16 protein-coding genes and 2 pseudogenes are annotated in these 20,365 nt (G+C 53.4%); 7 read left to right on the top strand and 11 right to left on the bottom strand.

Annotation, left to right across the window (positions count from 1 at the left end; genetic code table 11):
* The first annotated feature begins 265 nt into the window (after positions 1–265).
* Positions 266–940 (top strand): helix-turn-helix domain-containing protein, encoded by a 675-nt coding sequence (locus tag LDH74_RS25110; protein WP_226043229.1) that lies wholly within the window; start codon positions 266–268, stop codon positions 938–940.
* Positions 937–1,632 carry a hypothetical protein gene (locus LDH74_RS25105; RefSeq protein WP_226043228.1) on the top strand — a complete coding sequence of 232 codons (696 nt, stop codon included), beginning with the start codon at positions 937–939 and terminating at the stop codon, positions 1,630–1,632. Before LDH74_RS25110 ends, LDH74_RS25105 begins: the two co-directional genes overlap by 4 nt.
* 83 nt (positions 1,633–1,715) lie before the next feature.
* Here LDH74_RS25105 and LDH74_RS25100 read toward each other — a convergent pair whose 3' ends face one another.
* The 3 genes from LDH74_RS25100 to LDH74_RS25090 form a co-directional block, all read right to left on the bottom strand.
* Positions 1,716–1,988, bottom strand: coding sequence for a hypothetical protein (locus tag LDH74_RS25100; RefSeq protein ID WP_136689361.1), 273 nt, complete (start codon positions 1,986–1,988; stop codon positions 1,716–1,718).
* Positions 1,989–2,154: 166 nt separating this feature from the next.
* On the bottom strand, positions 2,155–2,580 hold the full coding sequence (locus tag LDH74_RS25095; RefSeq protein ID WP_226043227.1) for a TRAM domain-containing protein: 426 nt from the start codon (positions 2,578–2,580) through the stop codon (positions 2,155–2,157).
* A gap of 57 nt (positions 2,581–2,637) precedes the next feature.
* Positions 2,638–3,204, bottom strand: a complete 567-nt coding sequence (locus LDH74_RS25090) for a hypothetical protein (protein ID WP_226043226.1) — start codon at positions 3,202–3,204, stop codon at positions 2,638–2,640.
* A gap of 129 nt (positions 3,205–3,333) precedes the next feature.
* Between LDH74_RS25090 and LDH74_RS25085 the strand changes: the two genes are divergently transcribed.
* Positions 3,334–4,011, top strand: coding sequence for a site-specific integrase (locus tag LDH74_RS25085; protein ID WP_321170479.1), 678 nt, complete (start codon positions 3,334–3,336; stop codon positions 4,009–4,011).
* A gap of 48 nt (positions 4,012–4,059) precedes the next feature.
* Here LDH74_RS25085 and LDH74_RS25080 read toward each other — a convergent pair whose 3' ends face one another.
* Entirely contained in the window at positions 4,060–5,070 is a 1,011-nt protein-coding gene (locus LDH74_RS25080; RefSeq protein ID WP_226043225.1) for a hypothetical protein, read from the bottom strand.
* 219 nt (positions 5,071–5,289) lie between these two features.
* Between LDH74_RS25080 and LDH74_RS25075 the strand changes: the two genes are divergently transcribed.
* Positions 5,290–5,967, top strand: coding sequence for an IS6 family transposase (locus tag LDH74_RS25075; RefSeq protein ID WP_226043224.1), 678 nt, complete (start codon positions 5,290–5,292; stop codon positions 5,965–5,967).
* On the opposite strand, the gene LDH74_RS25070 is transcribed toward LDH74_RS25075, so the two are convergent.
* Entirely contained in the window at positions 5,891–7,132 is a 1,242-nt protein-coding gene (locus LDH74_RS25070; RefSeq protein WP_226043223.1) for a BREX-1 system adenine-specific DNA-methyltransferase PglX, read from the bottom strand. The two genes, LDH74_RS25075 and LDH74_RS25070, sit on opposite strands and share 77 nt — an antisense overlap.
* Before the next feature lie 317 nt (positions 7,133–7,449).
* On the opposite strand from LDH74_RS25070, the pseudogene LDH74_RS25065 reads away from it, so the two are divergent.
* Positions 7,450–8,335 (top strand): annotated as a pseudogene (locus tag LDH74_RS25065) (IS5/IS1182 family transposase).
* Between the two features lie 75 nt (positions 8,336–8,410).
* Here LDH74_RS25065 and LDH74_RS25060 read toward each other — a convergent pair.
* Positions 8,411–9,295: pseudogene (locus LDH74_RS25060) on the bottom strand (transposase).
* A 317-nt stretch (positions 9,296–9,612) separates the two neighbouring features.
* Between LDH74_RS25060 and LDH74_RS25055 the strand changes: the two are divergent.
* Complete coding sequence (locus tag LDH74_RS25055; protein WP_226043222.1) at positions 9,613–11,919, top strand: BREX-1 system adenine-specific DNA-methyltransferase PglX; 2,307 nt, start codon at positions 9,613–9,615, stop codon at positions 11,917–11,919.
* An 8-nt stretch (positions 11,920–11,927) separates the two neighbouring features.
* Here LDH74_RS25055 and LDH74_RS25050 read toward each other — a convergent pair whose 3' ends face one another.
* From LDH74_RS25050 to LDH74_RS25035, 4 genes are all read right to left on the bottom strand, one after another.
* Positions 11,928–15,734, bottom strand: a complete 3,807-nt coding sequence (locus LDH74_RS25050) for a helicase-related protein (RefSeq protein ID WP_226043221.1) — start codon at positions 15,732–15,734, stop codon at positions 11,928–11,930.
* A gap of 81 nt (positions 15,735–15,815) precedes the next feature.
* Positions 15,816–16,037, bottom strand: coding sequence for a hypothetical protein (locus LDH74_RS25045; protein ID WP_071401626.1), 222 nt, complete (start codon positions 16,035–16,037; stop codon positions 15,816–15,818).
* 11 nt (positions 16,038–16,048) lie between these two features.
* On the bottom strand, positions 16,049–16,828 hold the full coding sequence (locus LDH74_RS25040; RefSeq protein WP_226043220.1) for a hypothetical protein: 780 nt from the start codon (positions 16,826–16,828) through the stop codon (positions 16,049–16,051).
* 212 nt (positions 16,829–17,040) lie between these two features.
* Positions 17,041–17,874 carry a TIR domain-containing protein gene (locus LDH74_RS25035; RefSeq protein WP_226043219.1) on the bottom strand — a complete coding sequence of 278 codons (834 nt, stop codon included), beginning with the start codon at positions 17,872–17,874 and terminating at the stop codon, positions 17,041–17,043.
* A gap of 224 nt (positions 17,875–18,098) precedes the next feature.
* Here LDH74_RS25035 and LDH74_RS25030 point away from each other — a divergent pair, with 224 nt between their 5' ends.
* Positions 18,099–19,127, top strand: a complete 1,029-nt coding sequence (locus tag LDH74_RS25030) for a Cdc6/Cdc18 family protein (RefSeq protein ID WP_226043218.1) — start codon at positions 18,099–18,101, stop codon at positions 19,125–19,127.
* Positions 19,128–19,145: 18 nt separating this feature from the next.
* Here the strand turns inward: LDH74_RS25030 and LDH74_RS25025 are convergent, their stop codons facing one another.
* Complete coding sequence (locus tag LDH74_RS25025) at positions 19,146–19,832, bottom strand: SOS response-associated peptidase (RefSeq protein ID WP_226043217.1); 687 nt, start codon at positions 19,830–19,832, stop codon at positions 19,146–19,148.
* Positions 19,833–20,365: the final 533 nt, after the last annotated feature.

Here is a 20,365-nt window from a genome sequence, read left to right as displayed (position 1 = left end):
ATCCGTTCTATTCGTTACGTTCGTTTCACTCGTTCTGTTCACCGAGTAGAAGCCGACCAGCTCATCCTCAACCAGTTCGTTCCTCAGAATGCGTTCAATCCATTCGTTTTTCTAGTTCTGTTCGTTTTGCTCGTTGAATTCATTATAGTCGTTCCATGTGTTTCTAGGAGGGATCTGGACTACCTTCGAGACAAGTGGGGAGATCGTGCTTTATGGCCAGTCGAGTAAGAGTTTTAACTGTTACCGGATTATTGGTAACCACCAGATGTATGAGGTGCTCGACGACACGGCGGCACAGACTATCCTCGCCATCGAGAGTGGTGACTCCATCCACCGTGTCGCCCAACACCTCCACACGCCCTACGAGACAGTGAGACAGGCCGTCAATCGGCTGGAAGACGCAGGCTACATTTCCTATGACGACGGCCTCACTGTAGTCGACGAGCGCGTACGCGACGCAGCGCTCGATCTCGTCGCTGCCAGCGCCGGCGTCAGTCCACCCTCCATCGAGGAAACGTACGTCATCCCACAGTTCAGTGACTGGCCGTTCGCGTTCACACGGATCGACGCCGTCTACGTGTGGACTCAGGGCGGCTACCAGGTCGGTCGCGAGCCCGGCGACTATCCACTGTTCCTCGCTGTTCGTGAGCAGGACGTCGACGCCTGGGAGACATTTTTCGAGTGGTTCGACCTCCCGACCGCATTCGAACGACAGCCCCGAGACGAGTTGGACGGACCGCTGCAGATCGTCCTCGAGCCACGCAGGTCACTCGATATCGAGCACGTCGAAGGGTACCCGGTGATCCCGAGAGCAGAGACAATCGAGTATATGCGCGAGAACTACGCCCAGTTCCAGTCGGGGCTGGCGATGCTCGACCGGATGTACGAGGACCTCGACCTCAGCGTCACGTATCGAGAGACCGAACGGGCACAGCCATGAGCTTCAACAACCGAAGTGACACGCTCATCGAACTGCTCAAGGACCTCACTCAAGAGGGCCACGAGTACGTCCTTGTCGGCGGTTATGCTGTCTCAGCGTTCAATGCTCGCTTCTCCACGGACCTCGATATCGTCGTCGCACCGGACTCCAAGACTGACTTCGCCGAGTTCCTCGAATATCGGGACTTCAAGGAAACGGACAGCCACGCCAAAGAATGGTTCTACGACACCGAAGTAATCGAGTACGAGAAGCGGCTCACGCCGCACCAGCCGATCGGCTTCGATCTCCTGGTAAACGGACTCGGGTGTCGCCAGACGGAGGCACAGTGGTCGTTCGACTACCTGTACGACCACAGCCACCAACAGGAGGTGAGCGGAGGTACAGTGACGACGACGGCCAGAGTCATCGATGGGGCAGTCCTCGTCGCGGCAAAGCTTCACAGCGGCCGTGAAACAGACCTTCGAGATGTCCTGGCAGTGGCAGAAGAAATCGACCTTGACGCTGTCACACCTCACCTGCGGCGAGGGGACGACGATGCGCTCCGGGAGCAACTTGAGCGTGGACTGGAAATCTTAGAGAGCGACGAACTCAAACACGGTTTCCGGAGTGACTTCGGGGCCTCAGCTGTCTCAGAAGAAACGGTCACCGCTCTCCAAGAGTATCTGTCTGCACAGATTAACCACCTGAGCTGAAGCGGTCGGGACCCCCTTGATCGGAAGTGAAGATAGGGTCCTTCAGCGGTGTTTACAGTCAGTCAAAAATTGGAGGGGCGGTGTCAGTCGACCGTCGCTAACACACGGACATCCGTAGCTGAGTGTCGTTCCCGTTCAGTACGAGCACCATGCTCGCGGAGGAACTCATCAATACGGTCGGCAAGGGACTCCGCGTCCTCTCTATCAACGTGGACGATCAGCGTCGGATGTTCCTCGTCGCTGTTCTCAATCACGAGCGAGACATCCTTGAATTCGTCCGGCTGCCTATACGCCTCAAACTCATCGGCGACCTGGTTGGCCAGGTCGTCGAGTACCTCAATCGGTTCCTTTGTCATAGATTGTATTTCGGCTTTGGAAGGTTGTGCCATCGCGAGCGCGTGAAGAAAACGTGACGTGACTTTCAGAACCACCTCCATCAGACAAACGCGAACGGAGCCTTCTCACACCGATGGTTTACCGAGAAGAAGACCGATCCACAGAAGGGACAACAGGTTAGAGTGCTCACGGATCGCTATCGACAATGCTCGCAAACGCGACGTTCTCCTGAACTTGTTCGATTTCGACTGTTGGCTCGTCGCCGGGCTGAGCGCCGGGAACGATCACGACGTACCCCCGTTCGACTTTCGCAATACCGTCTCCTTGATCACCGACGGTTTCGATTGTCACGTCGCGCACTTCTCCCTCATCAACAGGAGGACCAGATGAATCATGGCTCGTGCTCCCCTGAGAGGCGGGATGCCGTGGGGCCTGTGGAGATGTTGATTCAGCTTCGGAGGAGGAATCAAGGAGAGCGATGCGGTACGTTTCATCACCGGTCAGCGCCCCGTGCTTGATCTCACTCGGAGGAATCTCGATGACGAAAGTGCCATCCTCCTCCTTAATTTTCGCAGTGAAAAGCGAACACAGGGAGTCTGATATTTCTACCATAACTGGGTTTGATACTGGATACAATTAATCGGTCTCTTTGAGAAGGAGCGAACTGGATCAGCTGTCCTCAGCTGGTTCTTCCCAAGGAATGTCTCGCTTATGGACTACAGCGAGCTTCGAGTCGTCATCATCTTCTATTGCACTGAGACCACGCTGGACGAGAGTGTGAACCTGTCCAGCAGACTCCGGGAACGAAAATTGGTCATCCTCCGCGTCAGCACGGAGTTCCAGATAATGGAGGTACAACCTGAACCTCGTATCTGCTCCGATAGGCCACCAAATCGTCCCTATCTTCTCATCTACCTGATTGTCCCAATGCTCTATGAGTTCACGGATATCGTCGACGAGCTCCTCCCCAGAGGTGCGAAGGCGGAGGGAGTATTCCCGATCCCGCTCCATCTCTTCGATTATATCCTGAAGGAAAGGCTCAGCCTCCAGGGCGGTAGGTGAGGTCTGATCCGCTTCTAGAAGGTGTTCTAACGCCCGAATTTCTTCACGCCGAGCGGCTACAGCGTATGCGACATTGTACTTGTCCTCGGGGAAGATTTCGTGCTGACTCGGTTGCTGTGCCTGAGGGACAGTATCCCCAGTGGATGAGCTAAATAAGGTCTCAAAGAGTCCCATACGCTTCGTCCGGAGGGGACCCATAAGTACTTCCTGTCATATCAGACGGCAATTCTGCCCGGCTGTGAACCGATTCACCTTGCCACTCGAAGAAGAAGAAGCGGATTATCTTTGTATCGACAGACAGCGATGGATATGGTAGCAACACGAGAGAGGGCCCTTAGCGAACGCGAGTTCGAACTACTGTTAGAAGGTGCTGGGCGAATAGATGATACACAACAGAGACTCGAAACACGAGCGGCCATTCTCCTTGGAGGCCGTCTTGGACTTAGACCAGGAGAAACAACACACTTGTCGAAATCGTGGGTTGACCTAGAGCGGCAGATGATCCAGATTCCCACACAGGAAAACTGTACGAAGGGACGGGATGGTGGCATCTGTGGATACTGCCGGCAGGCGGTGAAACAACGGCTAGATCACAATCCCAATACGGATTTTCAGAGCTTTGCTGAGCGTTATTGGCTCCCGAAAACAGAAGCCGCATCTCGAACAGTTCCCTACCACTTTTCGTATCGGGTTCGAGTCGCGGTTGAATTGTTACTCGACGAACATAGTGGCTGGCCGTATTCGTTCTCGACCTTACAGCGACGTCTAGAAACGGCCCTGAAATTGTCCCCAGAATTGTCTAACGACGCAACCTCATTACATGGATTACGTGCCACAGCAGCGTCTTATCACGCCGGAAGAGGCTTAGATCTTCCCGCTCTCCGAGCAATGTTCGGGTGGGAGGACATCACCACTGCACGTCAATATCTGAATGTCGACGGAGCAATGACCCGACGAGCGCTGGACAGCATTCATCAGTAAGCCTGACTGGACTAAAATCCAAGAACCGGCGTAGTGCTAGCTCAGAAGTTACTCCATTGGCCCTACGTCTCCAAGATGAGTGTATTTCTCAGTGACCCTATCGATGTAGGCTTCCGTCATAATTCGAGGATTCGACACTCGATGAAAGTCATCAAGAACGAACTGCATTTCCTCCCTATCGAGTCCGTAGGCGTGGAAAGAAGCTGCATCAATTTCGGCCTGAAGTCGCCGACGCTCTGATTCCTCTTTAGCGGGGTCAATTCCGCCGAGCCGTTCCCGCATCTCCTCGAACTTCTCACCGTAGCAGTTGAGTCGGGCCGCCCGGTCAGAAATATAGTGGAACCAGTTGTCGCCCTCTGTGAGACGCGGGACCTGTGATTCTTCCAGTTTGAACCGGACAATGTGTGAATCGACCTTCGTCCGCATTAGGTAATCGAACGGAATGCTGTTCAGTAAACCGGTGATGACGAACAGTTCCTTGTCATCGTAGGCACGTTCATAGATTGAACGCAGGGGATACTCTGAGAGATCGTCCTGCTCCGGATTGACTTCATATGGCGAAAATGTCTGGAGTGTGTGAACACAAACGAGCCCTTTGGGTAACACAGTCGAAATCATTGTCCGTTCGTCGGTAGGTCGGGCGATATCTCGGTAGATAATCCGGTATTCCGTGAAGTCTGGAAGGAGATCATCCATACAGAGGTCCTGTCCACGGTGTTTCTGAAGAAGATCGTTGACGAATCCCTTCTGTGATTTGCTGGTCTTCGGTCCACCAAACGCTTCGTATATGTCCTTTTTCGGCGTTCCACCGTTGTACGCCCGTTCCCGAACACGGTATTTAGCGCTCAGATCAGGCTGATCTTCATCGACACTCCATAGTGAAGGGGAATCAAGACTCGAATCGAACGTATTGTCGTGCTGGAACTGGTGAATGTTTGCTCCACCGTACACAGGGTAGTCACCTTCATTTTCCTCTTCGACGAAGCGGTCAGACGCCCGTGATCGATCCAGTTCACGGTGCGGAGTGACGTTCCATTTATTGTCGATTTTTTCTCCCAACGGAGGGTGTGAGACAATACTCTCCAAGATACCCACTTCCTCAGGATGGGTAATATTGGGGAATATCCGCGCTTTCAACGAATATTGGGTTAGTACTTCTCGTGGGATCTCAACCGCTTTCTCGTCGAAATGACGGAGGACAGAAACATCATGTTGATCGGCACTGTCTAGTTGAGTCAGTTTGAGAAGCGAGCAGGTCGTTGAGTTTCTTGTCCAAAGATGCTCGCAGACCTGCTCAGCGAGAGCTATGAATCGGATTTAGAAGAATCTTGGGAGAATGAGCGGACGGCGACGCCCGTCAGGGCGTTCGCCGTCCGCCTCCATCAGACCGGTTGTTCGCTTCGAGAGACAACAACGATCTTAGCGGAATTAGGCGTTCAACGCTCTCATGGAGCGGTTTGGAACTGGGTACATCGGCTGACTGACAGCGGTTGCGACCCGCCTGAGGCGCAGCCGAAGCGGGTCGCCGTTGACGAAACCGCTGTCAAGATTAACGGCGAATGGTCTTGGTTGTACGCTGCAATAGACATCGAGACAAAATTAATTCTCGATGTTGCGTTGTTTGGGCGGCATGGCACAGATCCGGCGGCTGCGTTTCTCCATCGACTCACCGAGAAACACGATCTCTCGGACGCTGAGTTCCTTGTTGATCAATTCGGCTACCGGACTGCCCTTGCTCGATTAGGACTGAGCGGTCGAGTCAACTATACCGACCGAAATCTCATCGAAAAATGGTTTCACACCCTCAAAATGCGTACCGACCGCTTCCATACTTCGTGGGTGGGCAGTCGGTCGAGCGTCCGCGAGTGGCTTGAACAGTTTATGCATTACTACAACCATCAGAGACCGCATCAAGCTCTCGATGGAAAGACACCGATCGAGGAGGTACAGAACTAGACAGTGCCTGTTGATCGAATATTCCCTTGATTTGCTCCGACTCCCCCTGGTTCTTGAACGTGAGAACAGCGAACTGATACTGTCGATGGAGATCACCGAATATTCCATGATTCTCGAAGCCAACCAACGACTGTATTTCCGCATCATTCAAAAGTTTCATCCGGAGATCTTTCGAGAAAGAGCCACTGAAGATCACCCCGGGTAGAACTTGCGCTACATACCCCTCGTCGCTCACGAGATCGAACAATCTCTCAAAGAAGAGTGCCGCAAGATTGTTTTCATTTGGATCCTTCCGTCCATCAATAACAGGTTTCTGGAGGATGTATTCAGAACCATCAGTGAAGTACCGCATTTGCTTCTCTATCTGCTCTTGATACTCCTCCCATCCCTCGGCAATCTCCTCGTCTTCCAGCAGCTGTTTCTGCATCTCGTCCTTATTCGAAGGCATCCGGGACCGGAACTGCTCATCAAACTTGACGAAGTAATCATCGCGACTCGCTCGAAGCTGGTCCCAAGGAGGATTCCCGATAATAAGATCAAAACCTCCCTGGTCGTAGACTAGCGCGAATTCGAGAATCCAATGAAAGGGGTGGAATTCTTGAACTTGATCCAGAGTGATTTCAGCGCCGGCATTATGGAACTCATCTAGCACCTTGTTGTCCAGATTCTGACTGTAGCTGGTGATGAGCGACTCTGCCTGACGACGGGCGTTGGTTGCTTCTTTTGAGGAATTTGCCCGTTTGTGTTTCCGCTGAGCGTGGATTACGTCCTCATAATACTCGCTAACCGGTGTTTCTTCACCGATTCCATAGTTTGTGAGTGAGGTATCACCCTGTTCATTGACGGTTTCGATGAGGTCTGTAAATCCAATTAGACTGTTCCCCTGCCGAATGTTGAAATCAATATTCGGGAGCGGTTCGACCTCCCCTGGCTCGTCTTCGATATCCGCAACCATCGAGAGCCACAAACGGAGTTTACAGATCTCCACAGCGCCCTCGTCGATATCCACCCCGTAGAGATTATCCAGAATAATCGAGCGTTTGGCGTATAGCGACTCCCCACCATGCCCACCCTCGATACTTTCTAATTCCTCACGACTACGACTCTCCAGCTCCCAGCCTTGCCCTTCAGCTTCGAGCCGCTGGAAATACTCAATGCATTGCATCAATTGAGCGTCTCGCTATTGGCTGTTTTCGACTTGATTTACGAATGCTCGTGAAATGCGAGCTGCTTCTTACATACTACGCAACGGGTGGATTGACCAGTTCAGTCGAAAGTCACCCTCGTATCCATCATTTTCATATGAGTAAAGCAACTTTCAGGTGGTATGACTCTCCAGCAGATCACCGCATCCGATATCGCGGGCTGGGACTCTTTACAGGATATAGCGAACTCCTTTGAAAAACGCGGGCTCAAACCACGCCCGAAATTGGGCGTGTTTAGACGCTAGTAAGAGCGGCTAAATGTCGAACTTACTAGGAAGTGAAGCGGGAAGACGGGTTTGTGTCCAGCAAACTCGCCCGCTTCACTGAACGCGTTGTCTCGCTTGCTCAAAAAACCGTCGTCGGCGAGCCGTCTCCAGCAGTCAATAAAGGAAATGGAGGGTACGCAGACTGGGTAATTATCGCAATTCACGGTCTCCAGCAGTATCTAGACCATCCGTATCGGCGGCTGCTAGATGTCCTTTACGAGATGCCTGGAATCGTCTCGACACTCGGTCTAGAGGTGGATGAACTCCCTGATTTTACCACCGTTAAGGTACGGAAGACTGCCGAAATCAGGGTTCTGCTTGTCTTCTGCGAGGTATTCGAAGAAGAGCGGTTCGTAGAACTCTTCGTAGTGGTCACCACCCTCGTCAACGACTTCATTCGGCTGTTCGTGAAGGTAATTCGGGTTCCGATCAAGAAGGCGTTTTTCCTGGATGAAGTATAGGAAGATCATCCGGTCAAGAATGACCTGCACATATCGTTGCTTCGCATCACCACGATCGTCAGGGATGCCTGTAACCTCTTGAATGAGATCTGTCCGGAGTTCCTCGAACTGTTCATAGAACTCCTTGACAAACTGAATATTCTCACTGCAGACAAAGGATATGACTGGTGGCTCCTTCGCCACAGACTCCGTGCAGAAGGCGTTAAACCAGTAATCAAGCACCGAGAATCTGGGTGGTACGGTATCGCCAACAACTTCTTGCTAGATGATACTATCTACCATCAACGATCGAACGTCGAATCGACATTTTTCGCGTAATGAAGGTGAAGGTCTCGAAATCGTTCGAGCGAGAACCTGGTTTGGTCAGTTCCGCGAACTTGTCCTGAAATGCGCCGTCAGAAACATCGAACTCAGCGTTAGCACCTCACAACCGTGAATTCACGCGTCTAAACAAGGCCCCCGAAATTAGGGGGCGATAACGAACTCGTAGTCCAGCTTGATGATGACGAATTCACGGTTGTGAGGTGCTAACGCTGAGTTCGATGTTTCTGACGGCGCATTTCAGGACAAGTTCGCGGAACTGACCAAACCAGGTTCTCGCTCGAACGATCTCGCCGTATTTGCGTCGAAGCGCGAAAAATGTCGATTCGACGTTCGATCGTTGATGGTAGATAGTATCATCTAGCAAGAAGTTGTTGGCGATACCGTACCACCCAGATTCTCGGTGCTTGATTACTGGTTTAACGCCTTCTGCACGGAGTCTGTGGCGAAGGAGCCACCAGTCATATCCTTTGTCTGCAGTGAGAATATTCAGTTTGTCAAGGAGTTCTATGAACAGTTCGAGGAACTCCGGACAGATCTCATTCAAGAGGTTACAGGCATCCCTGACGATCGTGGTGATGCGAAGCAACGATATGTGCAGGTCATTCTTGACCGGATGATCTTCCTATACTTCATCCAGGAAAAACGCCTTCTTGATCGGAACCCGAATTACCTTCACGAACAGCCGAATGAAGTCGTTGACGAGGGTGGTGACCACTACGAAGAGTTCTACGAACCGCTCTTCTTCGAATACCTCGCAGAAGACAAGCAGAACCCTGATTTCGGCAGTCTTCCGTACCTTAACGGTGGTAAAATCAGGGAGTTCATCCACCTCTAGACCGAGTGTCGAGACGATTCCAGGCATCTCGTAAAGGACATCTAGCAGCCGCCGATACGGATGGTCTAGATACTGCTGGAGACCGTGAATTGCGATAATTACCCAGTCTGCGTACCCTCCATTTCCTTTATTGACTGCTGGAGACGGCTCGCCGACGACGGTTTTTTGAGCAAGCGAGACAACGCGTTCAGTGAAGCGGGCGAGTTTGCTGGACACAAACCCGTCTTCCCGCTTCACTTCCTAGTAAGTTCGACATTTAGCCGCTCTTACTAGCGTCTAAACACGCCCAATTTCGGGCGTGGTTTGAGCCCGCGTTTTTCAAAGGAGTTCGCTATATCCTGTAAAGAGTCCCAGCCCGCGATATCGGATGCGGTGATCTGCTGGAGAGTCATACCACCTGAAAGTTGCTTTACTCATATGAAAATGATGGATACGAGGGTGACTTTCGACTGAACTGGTCAATCCACCCGTTGCGTAGTATGTAAGAAGCAGCTCGCATTTCACGAGCATTCGTAAATCAAGTCGAAAACAGCCAATAGCGAGACGCTCAATTGATGCAATGCATTGAGTATTTCCAGCGGCTCGAATCCGAGGGGCAAGGATGGGAGCTAGAATCCAGAACGCGAGAAGAGATAGAGGAAATCGAGTCTGGAAAAGGCTCCTCATCACTGTACGCAAAGCGAACGGCCATACTCAACAATTTGTACGGAGTCGATATCGACGAAGGTGCTGTTGAGATTTGCAAGCTCAGGCTCTGGTTGTCGATGGTCGCTGATATCGAGGATGAACCGAGCGAGGTGGAGCCGCTCCCCAACATCGATTTCAACGTACGACAGGGCAACAGCCTAATTGGTCAACTCGATACGGACATCGAGAGTAACGAAGACGGAGACAGCGATCTCGATTCTTGGGAGGTGAAAACTCGTTTTGAGGACGTGAAAGAGGCCATCAAGAAGCACAAGAAAGCGGAAACCAGTGTTGAAGCTCAAGAATGGCGGAAGGAGGCAGAAGACAGAATAGAGGAACACCGGGACAAATTTGACGAAATCCTTCAGCGAGAATTTCAAGACGCTGGCTTTGACGACATAACGATCGAGGAAATTCGGGAGTGGTCCCCCTTCCACTGGCCGTTGGAGTTCGCCGATGTCTTCGAGAAAGGTGGATTCGACGTGTTCATCGGGAACCCGCCGTGGGACATGCTCTACGCGAATCGCGACGACTTCTTCATTCGCTACGATGAGCAGTTCCGTACCTATCCGTCGGAGGAAAAAGACGGTGTGATGGAAGACCTCCTCTCAAGCCCTGAAGTTGCGTGGGAATGGGAGGACTACAAGGAATCGATGGAAACTCAGGCAGACTTTTTCACGCAGGGAGATGTCTACAAGCTCCAATCTCCGGTGGTGGGCGGTCGGACGATGCCGACAAAGAACGAACTTTCGGCTCTTTTTCTAGAGCGGGTCTTCAGACTCTCCAGAGACGGCGTGAAGGTGAGTCTACTTCTCCCGGGGACTATTTTCGGGGGAGTGATGGGGAAAGACCTTCGAACGCATCTACTGGACCATACAGACATAGAGAACCTCATCGGATTCGAAAATAAGGGGATCTTTGAGCAGATACATCGACAGTACCGATTTGCCATTCTGACATTTGAGTATGGTGGTAAGACCAGTCGACTCCGGGGTATTTTTAATCAACGGAGTATGGACGTTGTCTATAATATCGAGGATGTAGCCGCAGAAATCCCACGTCAAGTGCTTCTCAATTATTCTCCTGAGGGTAGAATTTTCCCCTCGATCACATCACAGGTCGAAGCCGACGTCCTCAGCAAGGTTGTCACTCAACCGCCTCTAGATGAAAATATCGAAGGTGCTTGGTCAGTGGATATGTTGACGAAGGAGTTCGTCGAGTCCACCGATAAAGATCGATTGCAAGATTCCCCTGATAATGCTGATTATCCCGTATACGGGGGAGCGAATATCCACCAATTCGAACACGATAATACCCACACAGAGAGTTTGGACAACCCTCGGTATTGGAGTCGGGGGATGTATGATCCACCGAATAGTGCCCAGTACCGTGTTCGAGAGAAGAAATTCAATCGGGGGAACCTCAAGCGAGCAATCTACGACGCCTTTGGAGGTTCAGAGACGAGCAAGTCTCAAGTTCAATTCGTAGATGAACTACTCGAAGAACACCGTGGTCACGGACTTGAGGAAGAAGATGTCTTGCTTGATTGTACTGAATACCGAATTGGCATTCGAGACGTTTCTCGATCCCGGGACGAGCGGACGATAATAGCGACGGTACTTCCGAAGGACGTCATCTGTCTCCACACCATTAACACGTTCAAGCCGTTCGCTATTGAACCGGAAGAGGAACACCTCACAGAGTCCCCACTTCGGTCACCCTACGTCCGGCGATTTACGGATCAAGAACTCTTCGTGGCAACGGGACTCCTGAACAGCATTGCGTTCGATTTCCTGATGCGAACTAAAGTCGAGACGCACATCGTCAAGCGCGAGCTTTTGGAATCCCAGCTACCACGGCTCACCGACGGAGATGACTGGTTCCAGTATATCGCTGAACGAGCTGCCCGATTGAACTGTTACGGGGAAGAATTCAAAGAAATGCGTGAGCGACTCGGCGGAATCGAGGCAGCGGTAGAAGATCAAGAACGCAGAGAATTACAGGCTGAAATCGACGCGGCCGCATTCCACGCGTATGGCCTGGAACGTCGTGACGTGAAGTTTATTCTCGACGACTTCCATCGCGTTGAGAATCCGAAGCTGATGGACGAGATGTACTTCGATCTGGTCTTGGAGAAATATGATTTACTGGATCAGAAGGGGCCCCTACCGTAGCTCCCGAATCACTGTCCGACAACCCCCCAACATACGAGCTTCGCTTGTACATCACTCTCTCCCATCAGTTTCGTCTGGTATTCAGTAGAGGCTTCGACGTTCTCTTCTAAGAACTCCTCAAGCTGACTGAGGAACTCCCCGGTCGGCCACTCTGGGAAAGAGTCGTACTGCTCGTTCTGGCGAAAGATCTCTCGTAGGATTCGGTCTTCATCCGTGTTCGCCAGCTTTACCTCCTGCAGCCGCTCTTCGATGTCGGTAGCCCATTCTCCTATCGTTTCGAACTCTTCGACAGGAGCCGGCTCATTGCCGTGATTCGGCTGAACGTAGTGACTGATGAAATCGAGGATCGTCTCCTGTTCCTTCGAGAAGGCCTCCCCCTGTTTGAAAGCACCCTCAACTTGGCCTTCTCGAATCACCTCCAGGCGCTCGTCAAGCACTGCTTGAATCTCACCGCGATTCGATAACACCGTATCTGGATTTCCAGTAATCGGGTCGCCGTCAACTGAAGGGTCAATGTTGAGCGTGCTCACGGGCCGCTCTTTGACCTCGTCGGCGAAGGGCTTGTAGTAGAAAGCACGACGGACGCGACCAAGCGGGGACTCGTGGTCATCATCGTCGAACCAGAGGTGGGCAAGGGCGAATACGCCCGGACGAGGACCGGCATCGTGGTCAGTTACATTCGTGTAGAGGAATTCCCGTTCTTCGGGCGGGTCATCGAAGAAGTCCTCAGCGTACTCGAAGTCTTCCGCAGTTAGGTCATAATCCTCGTTCAGTTCTCGCTTCAGAAGGTACCGCTCGAACGCAGCGTGTTCATTACTCCCAGCATTGCGGAGGAGCGGATTCTTGCTCGTGTCGTCGAGTTCATTCACGTCGTCAATTTCACGGGACTTCTGGAGAGAGTCCTCAATCTCGTCCACCTGTAATTCCCCGATTGTCTTCTCCGTGTCTACACCTGTCTTTTCGAGAATCTGGTCTTCGTTCGGATCGAGGATATTGTTCTCCTTTCCGACGATGAGCGCGATATCGTTGATCTTTGCCTGCAGGCGTTTCAGGAGCTTAATCGCCGCCTCGATGTCGCCGTCCGGGTAGAAGTTGTGGACGTGTTTCTCGGCGGTACTCCCGATCCGGTCGACTCGCCCGACACGCTGGACAATCCGCATCGGGTTCCACGGCAGGTCGTAATTGACCACCACATGAACGTCCTGGAGATTAACCCCTTCACTCAGCGTGTCAGTGGCCACTACGTACTGTAGCTCTGAGTCCCCCGACTCGGCGAGCGTTTGCTGGTAGCCTGACGCCTCGGGAGCAAAGCGTTGAATGATGTCCTGTTTATTCTCGTCGCCACCCTTGACGACGGCACTGTTCGCCTCTGTGAGTGGTGAATCCTCGTTGTCACAGAGGGTTCGATAGACGTAGTCTGCAGTTGCCCGATACTGCGTGAAGATGAGCACCTTCTGATCGTGGTTAGTGAGGACATCTGCAAGTCGGTCGATCTTCGGGTCGCGGAACTCGCGGAGTGAAAAGACGGCCTCGTAAAAGTCGCGTGTGGCGGGGTCGACTTCGCTCAGGTCACTATTCGGGTAGAGAATCGGATTCATCTCTTCTTCAGGAATATCTGGGAGGACACCAGCGTCGTGGTCAGCGAGCCATTGCCGCGTGGAAACCGCATAATCACTCACATCACCCGCATCACGGGCGACATCACCGATGAACTGCGAGAGGAAATACGAGAGAAGGGTGAGGTCCTCCCTGATGTACGTCTTCACCTCGCCGATGGTGGCGTCTGCCAGTTCATCTCCCTCGGTATCAGCTCCTTCTTCCGATTGAATAGCGGTGGTATCGAAACCGAATTCTTCGAGTGTTTGTTCGAGATCTTCAGCAGCGTCGGCTCCTTCGACAAAGTCACCGAGTTCAGAGTCATCCCCTTCCCGAACAGTTCGGAGCATATCGATGTCTTCGTCCTCGGGAAGTTCACCAAGAAGGCCGAGAAGCTGGCGTTCGCTCTGATGTAGCGTCTCGATCGACTGGACGAACGCGTACGTTGAGGACTCGAGCCGTTTGAGGAGGTTCAGCTTGTAGAGAGCTTTCAGCGTGCTCCCTGCTTTCGGGTTTTTGACTGTGATGTGGGGTAGGTGGAGGGCGTCCATCACGTCGGGAAGCATCCGATATATTGGCTGGTAGGCCGCCGGCAGGGAGTACTGTTGCTTGTTGAGTTTCGGCGGCTTGAAGCTCATCTCGAAGTCTTCGCTGTCCTGTATCTGGTCTTTGACGTGCTTGCGCGTCCGGAGAACCATCACTTCGTTAAGGATATTCGATATCTCAGAGGAGTGTCGCTGGAGCTGCTCGGTGATTTCTTGCTGTTCGTCGTCGCCGACTTCCTCTTTCCCGGCTGCGATGCGTTTTCGCGTCTCCGAGAGCTCGATATATTCGTCGAACGCATCAAAGTCGAGTGACGCCTTGTTCCGAAGTTCCTCCGGGCTGGTGAACAAGCTGATGAGGTTCTTCAGGTCGGTAGCGCTGTTATTGATCGGGGTCGCGGTCAGCATTATCATCGTCTTTCCGCGGAGTTGCCTGAGATTCGCGTGTCGTCGCGTCCCCTTGTAGTCGTCATCGTGGTCCGGGTTCGGCCGCCACTTCCCGTAGTTCCGGAACCGGTGAGCCTCGTCGATAAGCAGGACATCGAACTCATCTTTGAGGTCCTGCACCTCGCCGTAGGAAAGATTCTGGAACTTACTGATACTCATCACATCAAGGTGCGTGCCGTCCACCTCTAACCCGAAGTACGGATTGCCGTCTTTGTCAGTGTCGTTCTGGAGTAGGTCTTCCCACTGATCAGTCAGGTTTGCCGGGACAATGAGGAGACAGTGGTCGCCACGTTGGCGGTAGTCGTGGAGGAGTTCACCTCCAATAAATGATTTCCCCAGGCCGACCGAGTCGGAGACGATGCACCCGTTGAACTGTGAGAGCTTTTCCTTTGCACTCTCGTACCCGAGCTTCTGGAAGTAGTACAGTGGGCTGTCACGGATGTTGACGTTCCCACTCAGTTCGTCGTAGGCGAGCAGCTTGTAGAGCTCGAACGGTTCGAGATATGTACCCAGCTCCTCGGGTGACGTCTCCTTGTCGGACTCGTCCTCCTGCTGTTCCTTCCAGTCCTGGTACTCCTCGCTGTTCTCGATGATTCGGATGATCTCCTCACTGAACTCCTCGGCGTTGGCCCACTGGTTGTCGTACCACTCCTCGAACGCTTCGGCCTTGTGTCGATCCTGACTCGTGAGGTTCAGTTCGATGTTGTTCTGGTGGCCGCTCTTGGTGAAGTTCGAGGAGCCGACAACTGTAGCGCATGGACGGGTGTCTTCATCCTCGTCTTGTCCCCAATCTTCGTCGTCTTCGAGTGGCGCTCGAAATGATGCACCCTTTGCGTGGAAGTAACCGTTTTCAGGATTTCGCACACGGACGCTCACCTCGCCTTCGGCGATAAAGTCTCGTAGCCGGTCTAGTCGCCCGATCTGAGCGTTATTCAGCTCCGAGATGCTTTCTCTCACCTCTCTTTTGAGCTCCTCTTTGAGATTCTGCCCCTCACCGATTTCGTCAGCAGTTCCCCTATTCGTCTGACGTCCCATCAAGATCCGAAGTGGAGCGTGGCCGAGTTCCTCGGGGTCAGCCAGATTTTCAAGGTCTTCCCGGTAGAGGTCGAATCCTGAGAGATAAAAGTAGCCAGTTGCGATACGGCCTTCCTCGATCTGGGGAATAATCCGCTTGTAAGCGTCTTCTAGTGTTCTATTGGCGTTATCGACAAGCGGAGGAAGCGAGAGCATCGTAATGCCGAGATGTATTCAGTACGCTAACTTAGTGTTTAGTGAACTTAGACTACAGAGGTGGCACCAGACAATAGCCAATCAAACTGGCCGAAGATCCCGCCAGCGGACGTCAACAGTGTCACCATTGGCGATTTCAACCCGGAAAAGATAGCCTTCTCGTTGATCACCAGTCACAGTTCCTGCATCGTCTGAGAGGATCTCAACGATTGTTCCTCGACGTCCATGGAGACGCTCGTGATCTGGATCTGTCACGTCCGGGATATCGATTCGGACCGTGTCTCCAATATCGAATCGTTTCATAGTAGGTGTCATCAGCTCCGAATCCAGAATAGCCCTATCGAACCAGCCATAACGGTCGCACCGGTTATTAGCCCGACTGCCGTCGGAGACGGCAGAGAATAGCCTGCATTCGTGAGCAAAGGAGTTAGAATGAACCCGCCAGCGTATCCTCCGACAGTAAGATATCCAGCGGCAAGGAGACGGACAAACCACTGTTCGACAATCGTATGCGAGCGGTGATCTGGGTCGTCATCAGGTCGGGGCTCAACGATGTCCGGATCGGGCTTTTCCCGCTTGAGGTATCGCCATTCATCAAGATACATTCGGACAGGAAGGGCAGACTCGATTTGGTTGAGAATAGCATATCGGGCCTTGTTCAGCCGGCGATACGACTGTAAACTCTGATACCAAAAGTAACAGATCAGACTTCCAAATCCAGAGGCGAATAGAACGATTGCAGCACTCGTAGTCGTCAAATTTCCTCGGGCGAGAGCGAAGAGTCCGGCTAGTATCGACGTCAAAATCAAGCCGAAAAATCGGTTCATCTGGACCCGCTGATTCGCAGTCTCGATTGCCACCTCTCCATAGTGGATGTATTGATCCATCAAGCGATCCGTCTCTTCGTCGTTCAGATTCGTTAACGGCCCATTCTCTACGGCATTGGGCTCGGCCGATTCGGCCGGATCTCCCCCAGTAACCTCTTCGGGGTGTTCCGGCTCTGTTTCAGGCGTGTCTTTGTCCTCGGTATTTTCGCCAAGATTTGCATTATTCGGCTCGCTCTCGCCAGAGGTCTCGTCAGTTGATTCAGACATATTCCGCTAAGGTGTCGGCGAATGATGCTTTGCGCCATTCTAAGAATAGGGGACCGTAGAAACAGTTCAGATCCAAACGCTGTTCGGTCGCCATTACGCTTTCTGCGTAGTGCCTGTACTGATTGATGAGCGTCTTATCACGCTCTGGCCGTCTGGGTGAAGATCGTGTACTGCCATCCCTCTGTCTTGGGCCATACTCGTCCGAGGGTAGATCATGCATGCTTCGCGATGGCGTTTACGATAGACTTCTGCCGCCAACCGACAATCTCATCGGCTTCCTCCTTTACCACAGCTGGAAGTCGCTTGTTCCCGTTCGGTCGCACACCGATAATAGGTTTCTCGAAATGGTCTGCCATCTCAATCTCCTCCTCGATCCACTCGCTGTGCGAGACGTACATCCCAGCGACGACGACGACCACATTTGCCTGCCCAACCTGCTGGTAGAGCTGCTGACGAAGATCATTCTTATCTTCAAACTCCATCGGATCGTCCTCTGGGACACAGAAGTTCTGCCAGTCCAGCCGATTTTCATCATCGAGGAACTCCTCAATGCGTTCACGCTGTTCGGAGTACTTCCACGAGTGACTCACAAACACCCGATACGGCCGATCTTCCAGAGGGAGACGCGGCTGCGTCGACGTGCCGGTTTCATCTGTTGTTGAACCAGATGAAACTAGGCCACCAAGTCCTTGAGCGCCCTTGTATGTGAAATAGCCTGCCACGGCGGCAGCGATAATGAGTTCAGGGGCGTCGTGCCAAAGGTAACGAAGTGGATCATCGTGTGGATCATGATCAACTTGTCCACCTTTCCAGTCGGCGTATCCGGCGAGGAGGTCTTTTCCGAGATCGACGACATCGGTGTTTTGTTGGTTTGTGGTTGGAACGGATGTCGTATCGGAGCCTCCAGTAGTGTCCTCGAATAGGCCGGCAAACGGATCGTCTTCCCCGTTTGATTTGATAAGGGCATTCACGTCAAGGCTTCCGGTGGGGCTTTGAACCTCGACGGTCGGCACGTTGGTGACAGGGTCGTTTTCGTTTGGTGTCACAGGCGATACATCGCAATTTGGATATTTAAACCCAAGGGGATATCTTCTATTCAGGAAGGTTCGTGTTTCCGTGAACTTCCGAAAAGCCACCACGACAGATTCCTCCCGAATCACCACAAAGAGACCCGGTATTCAACCGATGGCCAATTGGTGAGATTTGCTTTCCGGAAACAACCCGGTCACGTATTTATGGTCTGACGCAGAACCAGTCACTCACTAACACAATGATCCGCGATGCTCGCGTTCTACGCGCCGGGTTCGTCCCTCGAGAAGTTGAGCATCGCGACGCCGAAGTCAACCATCTCTCCAGCGTTCTCGAGCCCATCACGAACGGGGAACCCGCCGACACGGCCATCGTCACTGGACCCAGCGGCGCCGGCAAGACCTGCATCTCGCAATTCGTCACGGAACGACTCCGGGAAGAGGTCCTCGACGTCGAGACGACCTACGTCAACTGCTGGCGCAACTACACGCGGTTCCGCACGCTCTACCAGATCCTCGACGACCTCGGCGCGACCATCGACATCCACCGACAGTCGACGCCGCACGACGAACTCGTCGACCGCCTCCAGCAGCACGACGGCCCGCGAACGGTCGTCATCCTCGATGAGGTCGACCAGCTCGAAGACCCCAGCGTCATCTGCGATCTCCACAGCCTCCCGCAGTTCGCGATCATCTGCATCGCGAACAAGGAAGAGGAGCTGTTCAGCCGCGTCGACGACCGCCTCGTGAGCCGGCTGCGCTCCAGCGAACACGTCCGGATGGACAAATACCACGACGAGCAGCTGTACGACATTCTGAGTGCGCGGGCGAAGTGGGGCCTCGACGAGGACGTCATCACCGACGACCAGCTCTACCGGATCGCCGACGCGGCCGCCGGCGACGCCCGCCTCGCAATCGGCATCCTCCGAACGGCCGCCGGCAAGGCCGATCGCGAGAACCACGAACGCATCACCGACGACATCCTCCTGGACGCCGCCGAGGATGCCCGGGCGCAGATTAAGCAGAAGAGCCTCGATTCACTCACCCCCCATCAGCGCGTCGTCTACGACATCGTTCGCGAGCACGGCTCGGTCGGGCCGAGCGAGATTCACGAGCGCTATTCCGAGGAGGTCGATGACCCACGGACGAAACGGACTATCCGCACGTACCTCTCGAAGATGGAGCAGTACAACCTCCTTGAGGCGGAGGGGACGAGTCGGGATCGAGAGTACTCGCTCGTCGATTCAGCAGCTGCGTCGCCGATGCAGTGACCGTAAGCCCGTCAGCTATCAGGAACTGAACTCGCCGAGGCCCGATTGCTCGTGGTCCAGCGGCTCGATGACCTGGGGATCGTCGTTGTCTGGGTTGTTGACCCGCGTCGAAATCTCGTAGGCGTCCAGGTCGTCCTTCGGGTACGGCTGGCACAGTTCCTTGCGGGTGTCCGGGTCTGCGGCGAGCCAGTCAGATTCCGCGTCCTGCGGGAGGACGACCGGCATCCGGTCGTGGATTGAGTTCATCAGGTCGTTCGGCTCCGTCGTAAGAATCGTGACGCACGAGATCGTCTCGTCGTCACCCTCCCAGACGTCCCAGAGCCCGGCCATCGCAAACGCGGGGTCGTCCTCGCGGTGAATCCGGTAGGGTTGTTTTGTCCCGCCGTTCGGCGATTTCCACTCGTAGAACCCCGACGAGAGGACTAAACAGGGACGTGATTCCCACGCTCGCTCGAAGACGCGTTTCTCGCCGGCAGTCTCGGAGCGAGCGTTGATGATGCCCTCCCCGGGCTCATCCGCCCAGAACGGAATCAGCCCCCAGTGGTAGGTGTCGATCTCGTCTGGAGCCTCGTTCGTGATGATGTGGAGGTCGTCGCCAGGTGCGATGTTGTATCGGGGTGTATAGCCCCCGTCCGTGACGACCTCGGCGTCGAAGCGAGTCTCGAGGTCAGCCTGGTCGATGAAGAGCGAGTTCCGGCCACACATACATCTGGGTCCGACCGGGAGAGTCTTCAACGTATCTGGAAATGGGAACGGCTCTGAATCGTTCGATTAGAGTTCGGTCGGGGGCAGTAGCTCACAGAGAACAGCTGCTTGGTCAAGAAGTGCGTCGAAGAGCCGTTCAGTCGGTCGATACAGCGCGTGGTGTTCATCAACAGAATAAGGCGTTTTCTCATCGTCTGTGTGTGAGAGAATTCCGCTTTCCAGGAGTGGAGCAAGGGTACTATCCAGCGCAGTTCCGGAACGGCCAGATTCGACTTCGAGTGTGTGTCGAGAGAACTCAGAAAGGAACCGTGTACAGCAACTCAGGACGTGAGCACGTCGATCAGCGAATAATTCGTTGAGCGCAGTACGATGGGTGCGTGTCCAATACTCGTCGAGTTTGACGTATGTGCGAACAATAGGGGATTGCTCGTTCAAGGAACCAGTAGCATGGACGATGCCAAGGTCGTTGAGCGCATGTTGGTCTTTGGTGTCCAAAGACTCACCGAGAGGATGGAGAACAGTTTGAAGCGCAT

Source organism: Natrinema sp. DC36 (genome assembly GCF_020405225.1).
Classification (GTDB): domain Archaea; phylum Halobacteriota; class Halobacteria; order Halobacteriales; family Natrialbaceae; genus Natrinema.
Note: the sequence above shows the minus strand (reverse complement) of the source record. Positions and strands in the feature narration are given on the sequence as shown.

Coding starts and splice junctions, on each gene's coding strand:
- LDH74_RS25110 (WP_226043229.1), top strand. CDS start 266: ATGTATGAGGTGCTCGACGACACGGCGGCACAGACTATCCTCGCCATC.
- LDH74_RS25105 (WP_226043228.1), top strand. CDS start 937: ATGAGCTTCAACAACCGAAGTGACACGCTCATCGAACTGCTCAAGGAC.
- LDH74_RS25100 (WP_136689361.1), bottom strand. CDS start 1,988: ATGACAAAGGAACCGATTGAGGTACTCGACGACCTGGCCAACCAGGTC.
- LDH74_RS25095 (WP_226043227.1), bottom strand. CDS start 2,580: ATGGTAGAAATATCAGACTCCCTGTGTTCGCTTTTCACTGCGAAAATT.
- LDH74_RS25090 (WP_226043226.1), bottom strand. CDS start 3,204: ATGGGACTCTTTGAGACCTTATTTAGCTCATCCACTGGGGATACTGTC.
- LDH74_RS25085 (WP_321170479.1), top strand. CDS start 3,334: ATGGATATGGTAGCAACACGAGAGAGGGCCCTTAGCGAACGCGAGTTC.
- LDH74_RS25075 (WP_226043224.1), top strand. CDS start 5,290: ATGCTCGCAGACCTGCTCAGCGAGAGCTATGAATCGGATTTAGAAGAA.
- LDH74_RS25070 (WP_226043223.1), bottom strand. CDS start 7,132: ATGCAATGCATTGAGTATTTCCAGCGGCTCGAAGCTGAAGGGCAAGGC.
- LDH74_RS25055 (WP_226043222.1), top strand. CDS start 9,613: ATGCAATGCATTGAGTATTTCCAGCGGCTCGAATCCGAGGGGCAAGGA.
- LDH74_RS25050 (WP_226043221.1), bottom strand. CDS start 15,734: ATGCTCTCGCTTCCTCCGCTTGTCGATAACGCCAATAGAACACTAGAA.
- LDH74_RS25045 (WP_071401626.1), bottom strand. CDS start 16,037: ATGAAACGATTCGATATTGGAGACACGGTCCGAATCGATATCCCGGAC.
- LDH74_RS25040 (WP_226043220.1), bottom strand. CDS start 16,828: ATGTCTGAATCAACTGACGAGACCTCTGGCGAGAGCGAGCCGAATAAT.
- LDH74_RS25030 (WP_226043218.1), top strand. CDS start 18,099: ATGATCCGCGATGCTCGCGTTCTACGCGCCGGGTTCGTCCCTCGAGAA.
- LDH74_RS25025 (WP_226043217.1), bottom strand. CDS start 19,832: ATGTGTGGCCGGAACTCGCTCTTCATCGACCAGGCTGACCTCGAGACT.